Source organism: Planococcus sp. A6 (assembly GCF_028823615.1).
GTDB lineage: Bacteria > Bacillota > Bacilli > Bacillales_A > Planococcaceae > Planococcus.
This window is the reverse complement of sequence record NZ_JAPEHT010000022.1, coordinates 16,459-34,793: the sequence shown is the minus strand read 5'-3', so window position 1 is coordinate 34,793 and position 18,335 is coordinate 16,459. Positions and strand designations below refer to the sequence as shown.

20 protein-coding genes and 2 pseudogenes are annotated in these 18,335 nt (G+C 47.6%); 14 read left to right on the top strand and 8 right to left on the bottom strand.

The window, feature by feature from the left end; genetic code table 11:
- From ON064_RS05310 to ON064_RS05295, 4 genes are all read right to left on the bottom strand, one after another.
- The coding region (locus tag ON064_RS05310; RefSeq protein WP_274623939.1) for an HAAS signaling domain-containing protein at positions 1–532 on the bottom strand (532 nt) is incomplete at its 3' end.
- The gene (locus ON064_RS05305) at positions 525–848 is read right to left on the bottom strand and encodes a PadR family transcriptional regulator (RefSeq protein ID WP_058381572.1); all 324 of its coding nucleotides are present in this window, start codon (positions 846–848) and stop codon (positions 525–527) included. The genes ON064_RS05305 and ON064_RS05310, both read right to left, overlap by 8 nt.
- Positions 849–1,066: 218 nt before the next feature.
- On the bottom strand, positions 1,067–1,951 hold the full coding sequence (locus ON064_RS05300; protein WP_274623938.1) for a metallophosphoesterase family protein: 885 nt from the start codon (positions 1,949–1,951) through the stop codon (positions 1,067–1,069).
- A 167-nt stretch (positions 1,952–2,118) separates the two neighbouring features.
- On the bottom strand, positions 2,119–2,484 hold the full coding sequence (locus ON064_RS05295) for a PH domain-containing protein (protein ID WP_274623937.1): 366 nt from the start codon (positions 2,482–2,484) through the stop codon (positions 2,119–2,121).
- 221 nt (positions 2,485–2,705) lie between these two features.
- Here ON064_RS05295 and ON064_RS05290 point away from each other — a divergent pair, with 221 nt between their 5' ends.
- The 4 genes and pseudogenes from ON064_RS05290 (at position 2,706) to ON064_RS05275 (ending at position 5,361) form a co-directional block, all read left to right on the top strand.
- Positions 2,706–3,488 carry a hypothetical protein gene (locus ON064_RS05290; RefSeq protein WP_274623936.1) on the top strand — a complete coding sequence of 261 codons (783 nt, stop codon included), beginning with the start codon at positions 2,706–2,708 and terminating at the stop codon, positions 3,486–3,488.
- A gap of 39 nt (positions 3,489–3,527) precedes the next feature.
- Positions 3,528–3,989 carry a hypothetical protein gene (locus ON064_RS05285; RefSeq protein WP_274623935.1) on the top strand — a complete coding sequence of 154 codons (462 nt, stop codon included), beginning with the start codon at positions 3,528–3,530 and terminating at the stop codon, positions 3,987–3,989.
- Between the two features lie 192 nt (positions 3,990–4,181).
- Positions 4,182–4,622 (top strand): LPXTG cell wall anchor domain-containing protein, encoded by a 441-nt coding sequence (locus tag ON064_RS05280; RefSeq protein WP_274623934.1) that lies wholly within the window; start codon positions 4,182–4,184, stop codon positions 4,620–4,622.
- 137 nt (positions 4,623–4,759) lie between these two features.
- Positions 4,760–5,361, top strand: a pseudogene (locus ON064_RS05275) (sortase).
- Positions 5,362–5,498: 137 nt separating this feature from the next.
- On the opposite strand, the gene ON064_RS05270 reads toward ON064_RS05275, so the two are convergent.
- Complete coding sequence (locus ON064_RS05270; protein WP_274623933.1) at positions 5,499–5,969, bottom strand: SRPBCC family protein; 471 nt, start codon at positions 5,967–5,969, stop codon at positions 5,499–5,501.
- A 384-nt stretch (positions 5,970–6,353) separates the two neighbouring features.
- On the opposite strand from ON064_RS05270, the gene ON064_RS05265 reads away from it, so the two are divergent.
- From ON064_RS05265 to ON064_RS05250, 4 genes are all read left to right on the top strand, one after another.
- Positions 6,354–7,379 (top strand): SDR family oxidoreductase, encoded by a 1,026-nt coding sequence (locus tag ON064_RS05265; protein ID WP_274623932.1) that lies wholly within the window; start codon positions 6,354–6,356, stop codon positions 7,377–7,379.
- A 139-nt stretch (positions 7,380–7,518) separates the two neighbouring features.
- Positions 7,519–8,028: a pyridoxamine 5'-phosphate oxidase family protein gene (locus tag ON064_RS05260; protein WP_274623931.1), complete on the top strand. Its 510-nt coding sequence runs from the start codon at positions 7,519–7,521 to the stop codon at positions 8,026–8,028.
- A gap of 130 nt (positions 8,029–8,158) precedes the next feature.
- Positions 8,159–8,413: a hypothetical protein gene (locus ON064_RS05255; protein ID WP_101189719.1), complete on the top strand. Its 255-nt coding sequence runs from the start codon at positions 8,159–8,161 to the stop codon at positions 8,411–8,413.
- A gap of 227 nt (positions 8,414–8,640) precedes the next feature.
- Positions 8,641–9,327, top strand: a complete 687-nt coding sequence (locus ON064_RS05250; RefSeq protein WP_274623930.1) for a FusB/FusC family EF-G-binding protein — start codon at positions 8,641–8,643, stop codon at positions 9,325–9,327.
- Positions 9,328–9,429: 102 nt separating this feature from the next.
- Here the strand turns inward: ON064_RS05250 and ON064_RS05245 are convergent, their stop codons facing one another.
- Positions 9,430–9,699: a hypothetical protein gene (locus tag ON064_RS05245; RefSeq protein ID WP_274623929.1), complete on the bottom strand. Its 270-nt coding sequence runs from the start codon at positions 9,697–9,699 to the stop codon at positions 9,430–9,432.
- Here ON064_RS05245 and ON064_RS05240 point away from each other — a divergent pair.
- Together ON064_RS05240 and ON064_RS05235 are read left to right on the top strand one after the other, a co-directional pair.
- Positions 9,698–9,886, top strand: a pseudogene (locus ON064_RS05240) (AI-2E family transporter); the annotation flags it as partial. The gene ON064_RS05245 and the pseudogene ON064_RS05240 sit on opposite strands and share 2 nt — an antisense overlap.
- 169 nt (positions 9,887–10,055) lie before the next feature.
- Positions 10,056–10,736: an AI-2E family transporter gene (locus tag ON064_RS05235; RefSeq protein ID WP_274623928.1), complete on the top strand. Its 681-nt coding sequence runs from the start codon at positions 10,056–10,058 to the stop codon at positions 10,734–10,736.
- An 86-nt stretch (positions 10,737–10,822) separates the two neighbouring features.
- On the opposite strand, the gene ON064_RS05230 is transcribed toward ON064_RS05235, so the two are convergent.
- Positions 10,823–11,689, bottom strand: coding sequence for a sulfurtransferase (locus tag ON064_RS05230; RefSeq protein WP_274623927.1), 867 nt, complete (start codon positions 11,687–11,689; stop codon positions 10,823–10,825).
- A gap of 142 nt (positions 11,690–11,831) precedes the next feature.
- Between ON064_RS05230 and ON064_RS05225 the strand changes: the two genes are divergently transcribed.
- Entirely contained in the window at positions 11,832–12,386 is a 555-nt protein-coding gene (locus tag ON064_RS05225; RefSeq protein WP_274623926.1) for a DUF1697 domain-containing protein, read from the top strand.
- Positions 12,387–12,454: 68 nt separating this feature from the next.
- Positions 12,455–13,195 carry an SDR family NAD(P)-dependent oxidoreductase gene (locus ON064_RS05220; protein ID WP_274623925.1) on the top strand — a complete coding sequence of 247 codons (741 nt, stop codon included), beginning with the start codon at positions 12,455–12,457 and terminating at the stop codon, positions 13,193–13,195.
- Between the two features lie 105 nt (positions 13,196–13,300).
- On the opposite strand, the gene ON064_RS05215 is transcribed toward ON064_RS05220, so the two are convergent.
- Positions 13,301–13,489 (bottom strand): hypothetical protein, encoded by a 189-nt coding sequence (locus tag ON064_RS05215; protein ID WP_274623924.1) that lies wholly within the window; start codon positions 13,487–13,489, stop codon positions 13,301–13,303.
- A gap of 230 nt (positions 13,490–13,719) precedes the next feature.
- On the opposite strand from ON064_RS05215, the gene ON064_RS05210 reads away from it, so the two are divergent.
- Together ON064_RS05210 and ON064_RS05205 are read left to right on the top strand one after the other, a co-directional pair.
- A complete protein-coding gene (locus ON064_RS05210; protein WP_274623923.1) occupies positions 13,720–17,484 on the top strand; it encodes an AAA domain-containing protein in 3,765 nt (1,254 codons plus the stop codon).
- A gap of 4 nt (positions 17,485–17,488) precedes the next feature.
- The gene (locus ON064_RS05205; protein WP_274623922.1) at positions 17,489–18,229 is read left to right on the top strand and encodes a hypothetical protein; all 741 of its coding nucleotides are present in this window, start codon (positions 17,489–17,491) and stop codon (positions 18,227–18,229) included.
- Positions 18,230–18,335 lie beyond the last annotated feature (106 nt).

The window sequence follows — 18,335 nt, the reverse complement described above, 5'->3', positions numbered from 1 at the left end:
GGCGCTCGCCAGTGATCATGCCGTGATCGGAATCGATTTGGATTTTGTCATACAATTTCTTCGGCAAGCGGACGTCTAGCTTCGGCGATTTCATGCTGGCGGTAAAGCTGAAGATGCCCCATTTTCTCGGCTCTTCTTTCAAGGTGATGACGAGCGTCCGGTTGAGGATATCAACAGAAAACTGCTGGCGGTAACTTTTATCAGTAATGTCTGCATACATCTTGCCGTCTTCCGAAGGGCCGATGGTAAGTATGCCGTTATCGATCTGGATATCTACTTGATCGAATTTGTCTTCTGTCAGTTCATTCGCCGCCGCGCTGATATCGCTTTGGTTGAAATCAAACGACTTGATCAGTTCATCGGCAATTTCCTGCGGCGAGCCGAGTTCATCGGCGATTTCGCTATCGGTTTTGCCATCTGCCTGGCCGTTTGCGAAATACTCGCGGATGTCTTGGAGAATGTCGTTTTGTTCTTCTTTCGGCAATCGTTTCAACGCTGTTTCAAGTTCTTGCAAAAATTGGTTTTCAGTCATTTTGCACACCCTCTTCAATTAGTTGGTTGACCCCATCCGTAAAACTTTTCCATTCTTCGAGCTGTTCCTGTAAATACGTCCGGCCAAGTTCGGTGAGCGAGTAATATTTCCGCGGCGGACCTTCGCTTGATTCCTGCAAGTAAGTGGTGAAATAGCCTTCCTTGGTGAGCCGCCGGAGCAGGGGATAGACGGCGCCTTCCGAGATCGCGATGCGGCTTGAGATTTTCTGGACGAGTTCATAGCCGTAGCGGTCTTGTTTATCCAACAGCACCAGCACACATAAATTCAATACGCCTTTTTTAAACTGGATGTTCAATGGGATTTCCTCCTTTCACAGCTAGTGTTTTATAAACAGTAGTGATTAATGAATAATATATCATCTAGTATTGTTCAATGCAAGGTACTGGAGATAATTAATTGAAAATTATTTTTTCTTTACGCAAATCACTACATATAAACATAAAAAAGCTGGCTCCCATTATGTAGAAAAGGGAGACAGCTGGTAAGGCAATTATTTAAAATTAAAATCAGACGTTATTTTGTCGTCAACTTTTTTATATCGTTTAAATCCAGGCCAGTAGCGATCGGTGATGAAGCGGAAAGCGGAATCGTGTATTTCACATCGGCCTGGGTGCCGAGAGGGTGGGGCTTCAGTTGAAAGTGATCGATGGCTGTACCGATGGTTTGGGCGGCCGATTTTAATTTGGGATCCATTAAAGGAATATAATCGATGGCAATTAATGAATCGGACACGTCAATGATCCGGACAGCCTGTTCGTCCAAAACCGCCGCTATTTGGAGAAATGTCCACTGTTCTCGTGCCGCGATGGAGTTGTAATGGTTATGGCCATTTACGTACAGTCCAGCACGTTGCTTTGGTTTTAGCAATTCCCACATCGGAATATCTGGGGCAATGCAACGTTTTTCTTTTTCAGAATTTTTGGTGGTTCCATGGACAGGATGGTGGCCGAAGACGATGAGTGGGAGATCCCCAGACTCTTGAACGACATTTTCAAGCCATTGTTGTTGCACAAGGTCCAGTGTTCCGCCCCAGTCTTCGTAGTTTTGTTCTTGGGCGGTATCTAGAAATGCCAATGTTGCATGTTCTGTTGAAATGGTATGAAAACGCTCTTGCTGTGTGATGTGGAGGACATTTTTCCGTGTCATGGCATAGACGTCATGGTTGCCGAGCACATGCACAAATGGTTTTTGATACTGGCGGATCATGCCATATATATCTTCTAATTCGTCAGCTGAACCAAAATTCGTCAAATCACCAATAGAGACATATAAGTCTGCCGGAATCGAGAAAAACTGTTCCATGAAGGACTCAAAAAATGACTGCCGATCTTCCCGAATAAAAGCATAGTTCTCTTTTACCGAAGGAAAATGCAAATCTCCAATCACTGCAATTTTCATTCTGTTCAACAACTCCTTCTGCATTTAATAACACCAGTATCTCAAACGGCTGCTAAGCTGCGGTAAATGCAGTGTAAAGAATTGTGAAAGTACGGATCCTTTCCGAGGGAGATAAAAAAGCTACACCTATCCGCCCGTGAGACGTGTAGGTATAGCCCAGTTGAAAGTTACAGAATCGCTTCCGCAATAATCTTATCCAGCTTGCGGATATCGACTTTCTTATTCAAGTTCAGTTTGAAGTTTCCGGCTCTTGTCCAAAGTTGTATTTCGGCGTTGGCATCGAAGGTACCGGCGTTTTCAGTCGAGTACATATTGATTGATGCGAATGGGATAGTGTAAACTTCGACTTTTTTGCCGGTCAAGCCTTGCTTGTCAGAAATGATGATGCGCTTGTTTGTCACGACAGCGGTATCGCGCACGGTTTTATAGGCGATTTTCGCTTGTTCGCCGTCTACCAGCAAGTCTTTGACCGAGTCCGGTACATCAATTTCCTGCAGGAAGGTCCAGCCCATCATTGCGTTCAATTCTGCCATTTGAATTCCCCCTATCTATTATTGATATTAGTATGGCATATGTCGGAAAGAGGGGCTATAAAAATGAATGGGCCATTCGAAAGACGTCCATACGATCAGATTCTTGTTCGACATACGCTGAATGGAAAATTATAGTATGTTAAAATGGCCTGGCAATAAATTTTTCGGTGGGGGAAATTCAGTCAGAAGAATCATCCCCTAAGTAATGAAGGAGGAACACCATGCTTGCAGAAATGTATAAAAAGCGTGAAAAACTCGCTTATTTATTATTGGGCGGAACGTTGGTTGTGGCGCAGTCTACGGAATGGATTGAACTGCTGCCTTTCCTGATCCCGATTGGTTTGAGCATAGCGGTCGTATTGATCAGCCGCGCACATTATAAAAAAGTGAAAGACATTCAAATTCCACGATCCGAAAAGCAGCTGCTGGAGCTTAAAGACATTGTCATCAAGAAAGATGCAGCGCTTATCCCGAGGCTTTTACTATTCGAAAAAAGCGGTCAGTATGTCGGAAGTGTCGAAATCGCGAAAACTTCCTGGTGGGTGTATCCGTTCCTATTTTTTGCTTCTTCGCTAATTAGCTTGTTTCCAATGAATTATCAACTGGTAAGCAACGAGGGCGCGAGCCAAATTACGTTCCGGAAAACGGGATGGCTGAAGCAGTCAAAAATTGAAATTTTCAATAGCAGCCAGGAAAAAATCGGTACGTATATGCAAGAAGAATTAAAAGCGTTGTTCAATATCAAAGGGGTATTGTATGACGAAGAGGAAGAAGAGCTGCTGTCCATTAAAGCATCCGGATTCTCCGGCAGTTTCAGTTGGAATGACCAACAGGGACGGCGTTTAGCTTACTTTTATAATGGCATATTTCCACATGAATATACGCATCTCTTCAGGGATACGCATAATGACATTGTCGAGTTGGCGGACGGGACGGCAGATAAGGACAAGCTTCGCCTGCTGGCAGTCATCGGGTTTATTTTCTTTACGCGGATCAAGCAATAAACGGTGTGAAGACATTGCAAGGAGGGAGGTGTTTGTCCAATGGCTCGATCGACACGAACAGAAATGATGAACCGCTTGGATTTCTTTATCGGGACTTGGGCGATCGAAGTGTCTCACCCACAGCTTCAACCACGGCCGATTACCGGAGAGGCAAATTTCGAATGGCTGGACGAGCGCTATATTATTCAGCGCACGCAAATCAACAAGCCTGAATTTCCGAGCAGCATAATCATCTACGATTGGGACGATGCAAAGGGACAGTACATGCAGCATTATTTCGATTCGCGCGGGGTGACTCGTTTGTATGAAATGAGTTTTGAAGAAGGGAACTGGAAGTTGTGGCGGACGACACCCGACTTCTCACCGCTCGATTTCCATCAACGGTTCAATGGCATAGTGAATGAAACAGGAAATCTTATCGAAAGCTCCTGGGAACAATCAGCAGACGGTGTTCAGTGGGAGCATGATTTCAGCTTGATTTATAAAAAATATAAAGAGTGAAAGCCTTCCGGATTGCTTGGAGGGCTTTTTAACTGTGGAAATGAAAATTTTGGAAAAAATTAACGGGAGACAGGACTTTTGATGTCTTTATGAGGATTATGACAAAAATACCGAAAATTACATTGAATTATTTTTTAATTCAGACTATTATTTGTTGTAGCAAGAAAATAAAGGAAATGGAAGGAGAATAATATGAAAAAAGGAATTGCTGGAATTTTTATGGGATCATTTTTAGTGATGGGGGCTTCTCTAAACGTAGCTGCCGATGAACATGTCGATAAAGACTGTGGTGATTTTGCGAATCACGAAGAAGTGATGGAATTTTGGTACACGAACGGGTATAGTGCAGAAAACGACCCGCACGACCTCGACCGTGATAATGACGGACTCGCTTGTGAAGTCAGCCAGTCAGAATACGATGATTATGTAGCGAGCCAAGAAGCTGCCGGATCTGATGACGAAGCTTCTGGTGATCAGGAAGAAGCTGTAGAAGAGGAAGAGGAAGAGGAAGGCGCAGCTTTGCCGGATACTGCTTCGAACGGACCTCTTATGATGCTATTCGGCGCTGGAATTGCCGGGGCAGGATCATTGCTCTTATTCCGTAGAAAGAACCAAACAGCCGATCAGCAATAGGCTGTCTGATAAGCACTCATATGAAAGAGCAGCGGGATTGGATATCCGCCGCTTTATCCGAATCTAAAAAAGGACTGTCCTTGAAAGTCATGACCATGACCTTTTGGGGCAGCCTCTTTATTGCGAGGTGATGCTAGATGAAGCGTTGGTTGGGCTTGGTGCTCCTGTTTATTGGTTTAAGTATTGTCATAGTGAATTTCTTGGAATGGAATATCGGCCATACAGCAGCGCAGGACTTCACTGAGGAAGAAGCGGACGAAGTGGCGGAAGTAGCTCAGACACTGGAAAAAGAAATGATCTTTACACCGCCTTCCATTGAAGAGCCGACTCCCGTTTTGACAAGCGATATTCAAGAAGAGGCAGGAGCGAATATCGCGACACTGCTCATTCCGAAGATCGAACAGAAATATTCTATCTATTGGGGGACGGATCCTTCCACCTTGACTCAAGGCGTTGTTATGGCCATACTGTTCTAAGCGGCCATCGGGATACGGTCTTTACTAGATTAGGTGAACTTGAAAAGGCCGATTTGCTTCATGTGCAATATGACGATGAAATTTTTATCTACGAGGTCACGGATACGTGGATTACGCACGAAGACGATCGGACAGTCATTGTGGAAAAAGAGGAATCCACTCTGACTTTGACGACTTGCTATCCTTTCGACTTTATCGGCTATGCTCCGGATCGATATATCGTCCAGGCCGAGTTAGTCGCTGAACAAAAGGTCAAGAACTAATAATTGAAACGCTGCGGATGCAAGTCAATGTTGCAGACACGAAAAAACAGCTGCCCGGATGGATTTCCCATCCCAATGGGCAGCTGTTTTAAATTGGCGAATGCCAAGATCAGTTGGCGGATCGGCGAAACGGGGTTTCAGTCCGCATTCATACTGTAAGTGGCGGACGTTTCGCAGACGGCTTTTAAATTGTTCAAGGTTTGCTCCATGGAATTGTTCATCAGTTTTTGGATGATGAGTTTATTGGCGACTTTGCCCACCAATTTACCAGGCAGTTCATAATTCATATCCAAAGAGATTTCGACGCCCTGTCCTTCCGGGATATAGGTCCAGAATTGATCGGATGTGATCGCTCCTTTGACGGTGCCTCTCCATGAGTATCCATTGCCATCTTTGCCCGTTTCCACGACTTCAACTTCAACCGGCAAATGCATTCCGAGCATCGTGTATTTCATGTCCATGGTCGTGCCGGTCTCTCCTTGGCCAACCAGGTTTTCGGGTTCCGAAAGGCCGACGTACCATTGGAACCAATCGCTCGGGTTGATTGCGTAGTGGTAAACTTCATCAATCGGCCGGTCGATATAGACGCTTTTTTTGATATTCCACATACCATGTTCCTCCTCGTTCGTGCTCCGGGTACGGGAAATGAGGTTCGAATCGTTCTTCGCCTCATAGATGTTAAAACGATGCGGGAAATCTCTTTGCCGATCACAACTGATGCTAAAACAATCGCCAATTCGTCAAACCGGATTTGGTTAATGCGCAACGATAGGAAATAGAATGACTTCGTTTTTCGATAAATTAAGCACTGCTATTATATAGGAAATGAAGCTAAATTGCAATAAGTTATTAGAATATTCAAATTAAATAAAGTTGTGCTAACTAATATCAACTGCGGGCAAGAAGGACTTTAAAAGTTCCTTAGCGAATATGCTTGAAAAGAGGGTTTCAGCGCATACGGGCAATGAAAAACCACGGCAGGAGGAAACATAATGAAAATATTGATTCTCGGCGGCACCCGGTTTTTGGGGCGCTTTCTAACGGAGTCGGCGCTAAAGCAGGGGCACGAAGTCACACTGTTCAACCGTGGAAAAGAAAATCCGGAACTTTTTCCAGAAGTGGAGAAATTGCTCGGCGACCGTGGAAGCGACTTATCGGCGCTCGAAGAAGGCGAATGGGATGCGGTCATCGATACATGCGGCTTTGTGCCGCGCGTAGTCCGTGAATCGGCGAAGCTCCTTGCAGAACGCGCAGGGCATTACACCTTCATTTCCAGTGCGTCCGTCTACGATGAATTGGAAAGCCCAGGAATCGACGAGGATCATCCCGTCGGCCAGATGTCTCTGCCGGATGCGGAAGAGATGACGAAAGGGATGACCAATCCGCCTGCCAATGAATACTACGGCGAGCTGAAATTCTTATGCGAGCAGGAAGTGGAGCAGCAATATCGCGGACGCAGCCTCATCGTCCGCCCGGGGCTGATTGTCGGGCCATATGATTTCACAGGACGCTTTAGCTATTGGGTCAATCGCGTGGCGAAGGGCGGTAAAGTTCTAGCGCCCGGCCGTAAAGATAAACGCATCCAATTTATCGACGTCCGGGATTTGGCGGAATGGATCATCCGCATGGTCGAACAACAGAACAATGGCGTTTTCAATGCAGTAGGGCCCGAATCGCCCTTGACGATGGAAGCCTTTTTGGACGAATGCAAAAGAGCATTGAAGAGCGATGCGAAATTCGTGTGGGTGGATGAAGCGTTTCTCCTTGAAAATGAGGTCGGCTATTGGATGGAGTTGCCTTTATGGATACCGGATAGCGAGCAGATGGAAGGCTTCCTGTCGCTTGATATCGATAAAGCGCTTGGGAAAGGGCTCACGTTCCGCCCACTTTCGGAAACAATCCGTGATACCCGTGAATGGGAGCTCAGACAAGAAGTTTTGGAGCGTAAAGCAGGGCTTGATGACGATAAGGAACAAGCGGTGCTGGGAAAATGGAAAGCAAGAAAGGCGAATGCGTAAATCTCGGCATGTTTATGACTGGATAAAACGCATACTTTTTCAGGGATTTCTTCCAAAGTTTAGCGACAATTCATTGCGGGAAACTAAGTGACTGTACTTAATTAATCGCAGGTTACTAGTTGAATGGAGGAGAAAGAAGATGGCACAACAGCATACACATGAAGAAGCAGTAGAAACGGTCAAAGATCTCATCAAGGATATCAAGGTCACGATGATGACGACAGTCGTGGATGGGAAGCCCGTGTCGCGCCCAATGCAAACGCAGGAGACCGAGTTCGATGGCGATTTATGGTTCGTTACCTTGAAAGACACGGATAAATACGATGAGATTGCATCGAACCCGACAGTCAATTTGGCATATGCCGGAAAATCCTACGTCTCCGTCAGTGGCACGGCTGAATTTATGGAAGACCTGGAGCGCAAGAAGAAATATTGGAACCCGATCTTCGATAAAATGCTGGAGACCAGCTACGACGACCCGAACGTCGTGCTGATCAAAGTGACGCCGGAAACTGCAGAATATTGGGAGTCGGGCAATACGCTGAAAACCGTGAAGAAGTTTGCGCAGAAACTGACGAGCAAAGATTCCGTAGATGATAATGACGGTGAACTGAACGACACCGTCGATTTCAACAAGCCAAATAAATAATTGAAATCACAGATTAAACAGCATCCGCTTCTAATGGGATGCTGTTTTTTATTGACGGACTATTATGATAAACTTAAAGCAGAAATGGATGATAGTGGAAGATAAGTTGGATTTCCCAAGGAGGGCTTAAATGAAGAAAAGCTTTGAATTCACACATGAAGGCCGACATATCGTCATTGAAAATCGATGGTTTGAAGGCGAAAAGTTATTCGTGGACGGCCAATTGCAGGATGAAAATCTGGGGCTCAGTTTTGGCGGGGAGTTGAATGGCAAGCTGAAAACCTCCGAAGGCATAAAAGACTTGAAAGCCACTGTCGGCGGTTTTTTTACGATCGAGTGCAAAGTGTTTGTCGATCATCAATTGGCTTACTCCAGCAAGGCGTAGGCAATTCAATAGCTTAATTTGAGATTAGAAAAATTGCAGCGAAAGGGGTGATATCAGATGACAATCCGTAATCAATTGTCAGCGTCAGGAACGACTCACGCAAAGCCTGTATGGAATGGCGATCCTTTGTGTGGGGCAAGCAAGAATTGAATCGCCCATCACGCGTCATTTCAGCACACGGCTTCCTTATTAAATAAAAGAATTTACTTTATAAGGAGTGTCTTTCAATGACGCAAACAGAACAGAACCGTGCTGAGAACAACATTTCTGGCAGACGGGTGGAAGCATTCATCCGCAATGACCAGTTTAACTTTATCAAAAACCAGGCAAAAATCCTGGTCAATGGCAAGGCGTCGAGCAACGACCGGGAAGTAGTGGAGGTACTGCGGCATTTGGCGCAGGAAAAGGTTTCCGGCTTGTTTCCATTAATTACTGAAGAACAGTCATCGCTGCTTGGGCAATTGATCGAAATAGCAGATCAAGCGCAAGCTGATGCTTATTTGGAGCAATTGGAAGCTTATCTTGTGCCGTTCAAACAAGTGTCGCCTGCTGGATTGAAGAAACTGTTTCCAAAAGCGAAAAAGCTCAAAGGCCCGAAGCTTGAGTCACTGGACTTTACACGTATATCCTATTTAGGGTGGATTGAAAGCTCGAATGTGATGTACTTGGTAACGGAACAAGACGGGCAGCTGCAGGGAATCCACGGCAGCTTTACGCGCAGTTCGAAACAAGGCATTTGCTCGATCTGCAACCGCCACAGTGAGGTCGGCATGTTCATCGCGAAAACGAAAGGATCCACTCAGGATCAGTTCATCAAGCGCGGCAACTATATTTGCCAAAACAACGAAACCTGCAATGAACACATCGATACCTTGGAGCGTCTGGATGAATTCGTCGGACGGCTGCAAAGATAAATGACCCAAAAGCTCTCCGGCAAATGCTGGGGAGCTTTTGTCTTAAAAAAGTTCTGATTCTCAACGGACGGAGCGGTGTGAAATGGCAGGGATGGGGGTACTTTATCTGTAATCACGAACTCTGCCACTGCTGCCGGCGCACCTTGTCTGGGATATGCCAAAACCAATTGTGTTTTTGGAGAGGGTGGGTTCGATGGAGCCGGAAAAGAACAAAACGGCGTTCAGCCTTGCCGCTTCGTGGTTCGTGAGGTGGGTGTTGAACAATAAAGCGGTATCCGTACTGGTCATTCTTTTATTGATCCAAGTGAACATCCTGCTGTTGCCAAGAATCAGCTTCATTTTCGCACCGCTATTTGCATTGATCAGCGTCATGGGGCTGCCGCTGATCATGGCCGGGGTATTGTATTATTTGCTAAGCCCTTTGATTGATTGGATGGAAACGAAAAAAATCAACAGACTCGGCGGCATTACGATTGTCTTCGTAGTGATTCTCGGCTTGCTCGCATGGGGCGTTACGGCTTTGATCCCGGTAATCCGCGAACAATCACTGGACTTACTGGAAAACTGGCAGGATTATTTAGCCAGCTTTATCGCCAAAATCGATACATTTTTTGAAAGTGAATTTTTGGCAGGGCTGCAGGAACAATTAACCGGGGAAGAAGGCGGCATCACGGCCACGATTACTGATCAAGTCGGCGGGGAGCGGCATCGGCAATGTATTCGGCATCGTGTCGACGACCGTCTTGGCCTTGATCACGACGCCTTTCATCTTGTTCTATTTATTGAAGGACGGCCATCACCTGCCGTATCATATTATGAAATTTGTGCCTTCGCATATGCGGGAACAGACCTACCGATTGCTGCGCGAAATGAATATGCAGATCAGCCAGTATATCCGTGGCCAGCTGCTCGTCGCATTTTTTGTCGGGCTGATGTTCTGGATCGGCTTGAGCATCATCGGCCTGGAGTATGCGCTGACGCTTGGGGTTTTGGCGGGCGCATTGAATTTGATTCCATTTCTTGGGACCTTTATCGCGGTCATTCCGATCTTCATCATCGCCATTGTCCTGCATCCACCGCTCATGCTTTTGAAAGTGCTGATTGTGTTCATTATCGAACAGACATTGGAGGGGCGCGTTGTGCAGCCGCTTGTCCTCGGAAGCAGCTTGAATATCCATCCGGTGACGATCATCGCCGTGCTGCTGACAGCTGGGAGCTTATTCGGTTTGCCCGGCGTCATCATCGGGATACCGGCCTATGCAGTTCTCAAAGTAGTTCTCGTGCATTTATTCAAATGGTATCAATCCTATACCGGCATGTATGCCGATGACTACAATCCAGCGCCGAAGCCTTTGGTTTCTGAAAAGAAAAAGAGGAAGCTGATGAAACGCAAGAAGAAAATCGAGTAGTTTCCAACGGATGATGGATCGGTCGCGCAGGCAAAAAAACTCCCAGCCATCAGAAGTTGGCCGGGAGTGTTCTTGTATTAGCGAGTTTAGCTTTTAACGACCGGGCACGATGGATCGCTTGTCCATTCGTTCATCGATCCGTCGTATACCGCGACATTCGGTTGCCCGAGTTTATTCAGCAACAAGGCGTTCCATGTTGCCGCGATGCCGCCCCCGCAATACGTGATGACTTTTTTGTTGGGGTCGAGCGCGCCAGTCTGTTCAAAGGCAGCACGCAGTTTTTTATCGTCGTACAATGCTTTTGACTGTTCGTCTGCATGAACGCCGAAAAAGACGTTTTGGCTGCTTGGGATGTGGCTGCCTTCGTATTCTTCCGGCGACAGGCTATCGATGAGAATGGTCTGTTCGTCATCGATGGCTTTTCGGACGTCTTCTTTCGTGGCGAGCATATCACTGCGACGCTGCCCTGAGAAGCTGGCTTTTGGGTAGGACGCTTGGTCTGTTGATAAGTCGCGGCCTTCCGCCTGCCATTTCTGCAAACCGCCTTCTAAAATGGCGATTTGGCCGAATCCTTCATAACGCAATTGCCACGCGAGGCGCGAAGCCCAGTACGAAGCGGCAACCGATTCGCCGACGAGTGCATTTTGATCATAGACGACGGTGCGTGTGCCGTCGCCGATGCCGAGCTCGGTCATTTTGTCGATAAATGCGTCGCGCGGCGGCACCGTGAACGGCAAATCCGATTCGCTATCGGTCAATTCCCCGAGCAAATCAGCATACACGGCTCCTGGGACATGGCCTTGTGCAAAGGACTCTTTGCCGGATTCGACATCCGGCGGCCCGCCGGCTTCCGGAAATTTCATGAATACCGTGGCATCCACAATCCGTAAATCAGGATCATCCAAATGCTCGGCTAGCCAATCGGTTGTCACGATTAATGGAATATCATTCATCTAAGAACTCCTCCTTCGTGTAGTTGTCTTTACTGTACGCCTTGTATGAGAACTCCGTCAAAAATTAGGTTTCTAAAAAAACGGATAGTATGACGACCAGCTCCATTTGCTAGTCCGCTATTTTTCAAAAGGGGAGATGTCCATGATCTATGCAGCGTTGCTTCGCGGAATCAATGTCGGCGGCAACAATAAAATCAATATGAAAGAACTGAAAGAAGCGTTCGAACAAGCAGGCATGTCGTCGGTCAAAACGTATATTAATTCAGGGAATATCGTTTTCGAAGACGCCCGCAATAAAGAGCGAGTAACGCTTGTTTTGGAAGAGGCGATTTTTGAACATTTCGGACTGCGCATCAAGGTGCTCGTTTATTCATTCGAAGAATACAAGCGCATTGCACAAACGGTCCCGCCTGAATGGACCAACGATGAACGATTGAAAAGCGATGTGCTGTTTTTATGGGAACAAGCCGATGATGAACGCGTGCTTGAACAATTGCCCTTGAAGCAAGAAATCGACCGTGTTCAATATGTGCCCGGAGCAATTCTTTGGTCGGTTGATCGAAGGGATGTAACCAAAAGTGGGATGGCAAAAATCGTCGGGACCAAGCTGTATAAACTGGTCACCGTCCGCAACGTCAATACTGTCCGGAAGATTTACAATTTAATGAAGGAACTGGAAGAAAAGTCACCGAATTAACTTATGAATTGATGAATAATTCTGATAAGATGAATATGATATGAAATTTGGAATTGGAGGCGATCAGGATGGATTTGGCAGGCAAAGTGGCAGTGGTGACAGGCGGGGCTTCCGGCATCGGGTTGGCGGCGGCAAAAGCATATTTAGCGAAAGGCGCAAAAGTGGTCATTGCCGATTTTAATGAAGAAGGCGGCAAACAAGCCGCAGAGAGCTTGAAGAACGATGGCGACATCCTGTTCATTAAAGTAGATGTAGCAAGCGAAGATTCGGTGAAGGGCATGATCGATTTCGCGATCGAACAATTCGGCACAATTGATCTCCTCGTAAGCAACGCAGGCATCGGCGCGTTGACGGAGACACACGAGTTGAGCTATGAGGATTACCATAAAGTTATCGCAGTCAACCAGGACAGCATCTTCTTTGGTGCGAAGCACGCAATCCGCCATATGATGAACAATGGAGGCGGCGCCATCATCAACACTTCTTCGATTCTTGGAAGTGTCGGTGAAGGGGCGGCATTTGCCTATAACGCATCAAAAGGTGCGGTCAACCTTATGACGAAATCCTTGGCGCTCCAATATGCACCGCACGGCATCCGCGTCAACGCCGTCGCGCCGGGCTATGTCGAATCCGGCATGGTGAGCCGTGAAGCGTTGGGCGAAGAGTTCTACGGGCAGCTGGTCAGTAAGCATCCAATCGGGCGCCTGGGGAACGCGGACGAAATCGCCCACGCAATTATTTTCCTAAGTGAAAATGACTTCACCACCGGCACGACGATCCTGGTCGACGGCGGCTATACCGCGCAATAAACTGAAATGAAGTGTAAAATATCCGAAAATACCTGTGCGCTCGATGGCCGGCCTTGAACCAGCCGGAGAGCCGCAGGTTTTTTACGTTCAGTTGACCATGAACACTCAGGGCAAAAGCTTTTTCGGCTCTTTCACTTTGATGGAAACGACCTCACCGCAGTCGAGGCAAACCGTGAAGACCCGTTCCGAACCGAAAGACATTTTCTTATTCAATGGGCGCAAGTTGACGAAATCCATCGCTTGGACAAACGAATTCCCTCCGCAATCTGGGCATTTCTTTTCTATGTGCTTCATACTCTTCATCTCCCTTTAATGGTTTACGCTTTTTACGCAATAAAGTTTCAAGTTCTACAATGCGTGAAATTGTGTGAGGCAAAAGAATGGTTTCCTTTAAAATACATAAGTTCAGAAAACATAAGGGCCCTGCAGGTGATATGATTAGAAGATACGATCGACAGCGAAAACCCGAAGAAACCAGCCGGGCTATTCGGCTTTTTCAGTTTGGCAGAACAGGTGATGACACAATGGCAACGCAGACAAACACATACCAGACGTCTATACGTCTAACTAAAACCGCATCGGAAAAGATGAGAGGGTTCGGCATCAGCGAACGCTCATTTTTTATGGCGGACAAACCGTTTCAAGTATTTCTTGAACGCTATCCGTCGACCGCGGATGGCTCTCTTTCGGTTGCGCTGCTGTTTAGTGCAGAACAGACGGATCGGCTGACGAACCAAGCGTCAGGGCAACTCGCTGTGCTTCACTGCGTGTTCGCCAACCATCAATTATTGGTGACCAACGTGACTTTACGCAAAGCATACCAAGCGCTCGGCACCAATTGGCAGCGCGAGGAGTCGATTCAGTTCAACAATTCGCGCGATCCGGTGCCGGTAGCGTTCATGAATTTGATCAACCGGATGACGCCGGCGAAAGAGCGTTCGGATTACGTGAAAAAGCGCATCTCGAGCTGGGAAGGTTATTTGAAAATCCAAGAACAGGGCATGGATATTCCAGATATCAAGACAGGCTATTCGAATCTGGCGTTCAGCCACGACTTCAGCCGCATCACCTTGACGGGCTGCCGCATGGACGACAAAGAATGGAAAAACCTGCGCAATCTAAGCGTCCGCTTGACAGGGATCGACGGCGATGTCGGAAGTGTCCTCAAGACCAAGAACCGCACGATCGAAATCGAATTGAATCCATACATCATCAAGCAGCTGCGCGAAAAAGCGCATGCCCTACCAAAAAGGGAAGTTGTGTTCAGCAATTTCGCGGCACTCAGCCAAATCCGGAGATTGCGCCAGGGCTTCACCAATCTCGAGAAGGGACTCGCGGTCAACCCACAGCTCGATCGCCTATTATTTGAGGAACGGCCGAATGTGGCGCAGCTAAAAGAAATGCCGAAACTCGAGTTCCACAACCGCTTGAATGAATTCCAGCAGCAAGCGGTGACAGGGGCGATGTCAGCGGAAGATTTATATGTCATCCAAGGGCCTCCCGGAACCGGCAAGACGACGGTCATTTCGGAAATCTGCCTGCAAAATGCGAAAAAAGGCTTGCGCACGCTCGTCGCTTCCCAGTCGAATCTGGCAGTCGATAATGCGCTCGGGCGCTTGCTTGCACATAAAGACATCCGCATCTTGCGAGTCGGGCGCACCGAAAGCATCGAAGAAGACGGCCAAAAATTCATCGAAGAAAACGTCGGCCAGTATTGGAAAGACCATACCTTAAAAGAAATCACAGCGCAGTTCGAGGCACGTGAAATTCGCGAACAAGAAGTCGCCCAAAAGCTTAAAGAAACGCAACAGGCCTATACAGAATTGCAGCCGGTTTTTGAAAAATGGAAGCAAGCCGTAGAAGATAAAAAGACAGCCCAAGCGACACAACGCGAATTGCAGTCATCCATCGAACCATTGCAAAATAAAACCCGGGCATTCGAGCTCGAACAGCGGCAAGCAACAAGCCGCAAAAACAGCATCCAAGAGAAAATGGATGTTCTGCAAGCGAAGATCCAGAAAGCGCAGGGCTTGATCGATAGCGGTCATGGGCCCGAATGGTTCGAACAACAACAGCAGCACATAGCCGAAACCATCGAGCAACTCGAACGCGTACGCGAGTCCAATCAGCTGAACGACAAGTTGTCAGCACTCCACCGCGAGATGGCATTGATTGAAGAAAAACGCGACGAAGTGATGGCAAAAGCTAAGGAAAAGCAAGCCGTGCTTGAAGCAGTCGAAGGCATGAAGAAAGTCGGCAGTTTGCTTGATGTGATGAATGAACACGAGATCGAAGAAGTGCCGGCGATCACTTTCTCACTCAGCAAACTCGAGATGATCCGCGACAAGATGGCCGAGCGTAAAAAACTCGAAGCCTATAATACCAGTGTCACTTCAGCGATCGGCTATGTCGAGAAATTGCTCGGAGGTTCTGGCATCGATGCGGTGCAAGTGAAAGAACGCGCCTTGTCGCAAGCGGAATCGTTCACCTCGGCCAATATCGATGAATTTCTGGAAAAGCTGCGCGCGGTGCTGAAAAATTCGCAGCATATCGATTCGAGCGTGCTCACGAAAGCGCTGAGCGGCTTATACAAACGGCAGAACGATGTATGGCGGAGAGGCGCGATGCTAAAAGCCCCCGATATTTATATAGAAGAGTCGCAACGTGCATTTGGCCAATTGAAAAAAGCGCTGTGCATGGAACTCGAAAAGCACAGGCAGCGCTACCTGGACTTGGACGAACGGGGGCTTGAGCAGTTCGAACGGCAGCGGGAAGAACTTTCACGCATCGGACGGCGAGTGGCCAGTTTGTCCGTTTCGATCGACGTACCGGAAGATATCGGACAGGCGATTGCCGATCACGAAATGCAATTGACGCAGCTACGGAAAGGTCAAGCGGATTCGGTTCAAGCGGCAGCAGATTTGGAGCAGCAGCAAGTCAATTTGCTCGCTGAACAAACGGCATTTGACCAAGCGGAACAGCGAATCGTAGAGATTGCAGCGCAACTTGCCGTGGTGATGCAGCGTCTAACAGAGAAAGAGCAGGAACTTCAAGCTTTGGAAACCATCCTTTCAATGGATCCGGAAGCGGCATACGAAGAAACCGCGAAACAACTCGCCAGCTTGTCATTCGATGTGGAATCGCTCAAGCAAGAGCAGAAAAACTTCCCCTTATTGCAATCGGTGCAAAAGCAATGGATCGGGTTGTTGGAGTCGGCGAACGAGCACGATTTGGATGAAATCCGCAAGCTCTACATCAAACACGCCAATGTCATCGGGACGACTTGCGTGGCATCAGCACGCAAGGATTTTCAGGACAATTATCCGGTATTCGATGTTGTTATCGTCGACGAAGTGTCGAAAGCGACGCCTCCTGAACTATTATTGCCGATGCTCAAAGGCAAAAAAGTCATTTTGGTCGGCGATCATCACCAATTGCCGCCATTGCTCGGCAACGATACTTTGGAAGAGACCTTAGAAGAAATGATTAAAGAGGGCAGCGGCTTTGAAGAAAAGCGCGAACTCGAAAAACTGCTCGAAGAATCGTTGTTCGAACGCTTGTATAAAAACTTGCCGGAGACCAACAAGACGATGCTCGCCATCCAGTACCGCATGCACAAAGACATCATGGAAACCATCTCGCCGTTCTATAAAGACGAGAATGTGCAATTGCAATGTGGCTTGGCTGATTCAGACAAAGAACGCGACCATTTCCTTGAGTCGGCATCCGTCAAACGCAACAACCATCTCATGTGGCTCGATTTGCCGAACGAACCGGCGTATTTCGAGGAGCGCATGAGCGGCGGGAAAAGCTTATTCAACCCGTCGGAACTTGCAGAAATCAGCCGCCTGCTGGTGGAACTTAACGATGCGGTGGCCGAAGCGAAAGCGGCCGGGCGGATTCCGGCGGATGAGCTGAAAACGGTCGGCGTCATTTCGTTCTACGGCGAACAAGTGAAGCGGCTGCAGCGCATGATCGACCAGGAAATGCGACTGCCGCATCTACTGCTCCGCACCGGCACGGTCGACCGATTCCAAGGCAGTGAAATGGAGATTATCCTCCTAAGCATGGTCCGCAATAACCACAATGACCGCGGCGATATCGGCTTTGCGAAAGATTACCGCCGATTGAACGTCGCGTTGTCGCGCGCCAAGCAATTACTCGTGATGGTCGGCAGTTCCGCGATGTTCACGAAGCGTGCGAAAAAAGAACAGACGAAACGGATGTATCAGCATGTGCTCGATGTGGCTGAACAAAAACAAGGCGTAAAAGTGCTGCAGAAGGGGTGAGCAAATGGACAAACTGAATAACAAGCTGCGCGCGGAAGTGGTATCGAACAAGGACGTGACGATCGTCAAAGAACTTTCGTGGCATGTGCCGCTGGTTTCTTATGACGTGTCGTTTGCCCGCGTCAAGCGGCTCAAAATGGACATTTTAATGAAGATGCTGCTGCTGGCGTTTCAAGAAGCAGACATCCGCCGCCCTGCAGCGCTCGCTGAGATGCTGTTTGTCGAAGAGCTATTCATTCGCGATTTGATTGATAAAATGCACAGCACGCAGCTAATCCGCCTCGATGCAAAAGGCTACCGGCTGACCGATAAAGGCCATGGCCATTTGGAAAAAGGCATTTTCGAAGAAGCGATGGAAGACGATCAAGCCATCGTGTCCTTCAGTGCCGTGCACGATAGTTATGGGCTGTCAGAAGATGTGCTTGAAGAAAGTGGGCAAACCTTACCCTCCTACCGTTACGCACTTAGCCGGAATGCTGATACCGAGCGCATCCATGAGCTGCTAACGGAAGAAAAAAACAGTGCAGAAGATGGCTATCAAGTAATCGTCGCGGATGTTTCATCTTGTGACGAGCTTGGAGCTGAACACATCCCGTGCATCGAGTTTCAATTATACGACCAAAAACAGGACCTCTTCTACGCGCGTGTCTGGAATACTCGGCTCGGCGCATGGGATGGAGTGCTTGAAAAACAGATCGAAGAAAAGGAACTTGTCGAATGGCGCGAAGCGATGAAAAATGCGTAACCTTCCTAAAAAACCGCTTCAAACTTTGAATTTCCGAAAAATGGGAGTACAATAGAGTTTGTTTCTTTAAAGGCAGGTACGTTAGACTGCTTTCAGATAATCGATG

Excerpts from the sequence above, each read along its gene's own strand:
- ON064_RS05285 (WP_274623935.1), top strand. The coding sequence starts at position 3,528 with ATGGCTCGATCGACACGAACAGAAATGATGAACCGCTTGGATTTCTTT.
- ON064_RS05245 (WP_274623929.1), bottom strand. The coding sequence starts at position 9,699 with ATGACGCTGATCAATGCAAATAGCGGTGCGAAAATGAAGCTGATTCTT.
- ON064_RS05220 (WP_274623925.1), top strand. The coding sequence starts at position 12,455 with ATGGATTTGGCAGGCAAAGTGGCAGTGGTGACAGGCGGGGCTTCCGGC.
- ON064_RS05215 (WP_274623924.1), bottom strand. The coding sequence starts at position 13,489 with ATGAAGCACATAGAAAAGAAATGCCCAGATTGCGGAGGGAATTCGTTT.
- ON064_RS05255 (WP_101189719.1), top strand. The coding sequence starts at position 8,159 with ATGAAGAAAAGCTTTGAATTCACACATGAAGGCCGACATATCGTCATT.
- ON064_RS05265 (WP_274623932.1), top strand. The coding sequence starts at position 6,354 with ATGAAAATATTGATTCTCGGCGGCACCCGGTTTTTGGGGCGCTTTCTA.
- ON064_RS05225 (WP_274623926.1), top strand. The coding sequence starts at position 11,832 with ATGATCTATGCAGCGTTGCTTCGCGGAATCAATGTCGGCGGCAACAAT.
- ON064_RS05250 (WP_274623930.1), top strand. The coding sequence starts at position 8,641 with ATGACGCAAACAGAACAGAACCGTGCTGAGAACAACATTTCTGGCAGA.
- ON064_RS05270 (WP_274623933.1), bottom strand. The coding sequence starts at position 5,969 with ATGTGGAATATCAAAAAAAGCGTCTATATCGACCGGCCGATTGATGAA.
- ON064_RS05290 (WP_274623936.1), top strand. The coding sequence starts at position 2,706 with ATGCTTGCAGAAATGTATAAAAAGCGTGAAAAACTCGCTTATTTATTA.
- ON064_RS05295 (WP_274623937.1), bottom strand. The coding sequence starts at position 2,484 with ATGGCAGAATTGAACGCAATGATGGGCTGGACCTTCCTGCAGGAAATT.
- ON064_RS05230 (WP_274623927.1), bottom strand. The coding sequence starts at position 11,689 with ATGAATGATATTCCATTAATCGTGACAACCGATTGGCTAGCCGAGCAT.
- ON064_RS05280 (WP_274623934.1), top strand. The coding sequence starts at position 4,182 with ATGAAAAAAGGAATTGCTGGAATTTTTATGGGATCATTTTTAGTGATG.
- ON064_RS05205 (WP_274623922.1), top strand. The coding sequence starts at position 17,489 with ATGGACAAACTGAATAACAAGCTGCGCGCGGAAGTGGTATCGAACAAG.
- ON064_RS05300 (WP_274623938.1), bottom strand. The coding sequence starts at position 1,951 with ATGAAAATTGCAGTGATTGGAGATTTGCATTTTCCTTCGGTAAAAGAG.
- ON064_RS05260 (WP_274623931.1), top strand. The coding sequence starts at position 7,519 with ATGGCACAACAGCATACACATGAAGAAGCAGTAGAAACGGTCAAAGAT.
- ON064_RS05210 (WP_274623923.1), top strand. The coding sequence starts at position 13,720 with ATGGCAACGCAGACAAACACATACCAGACGTCTATACGTCTAACTAAA.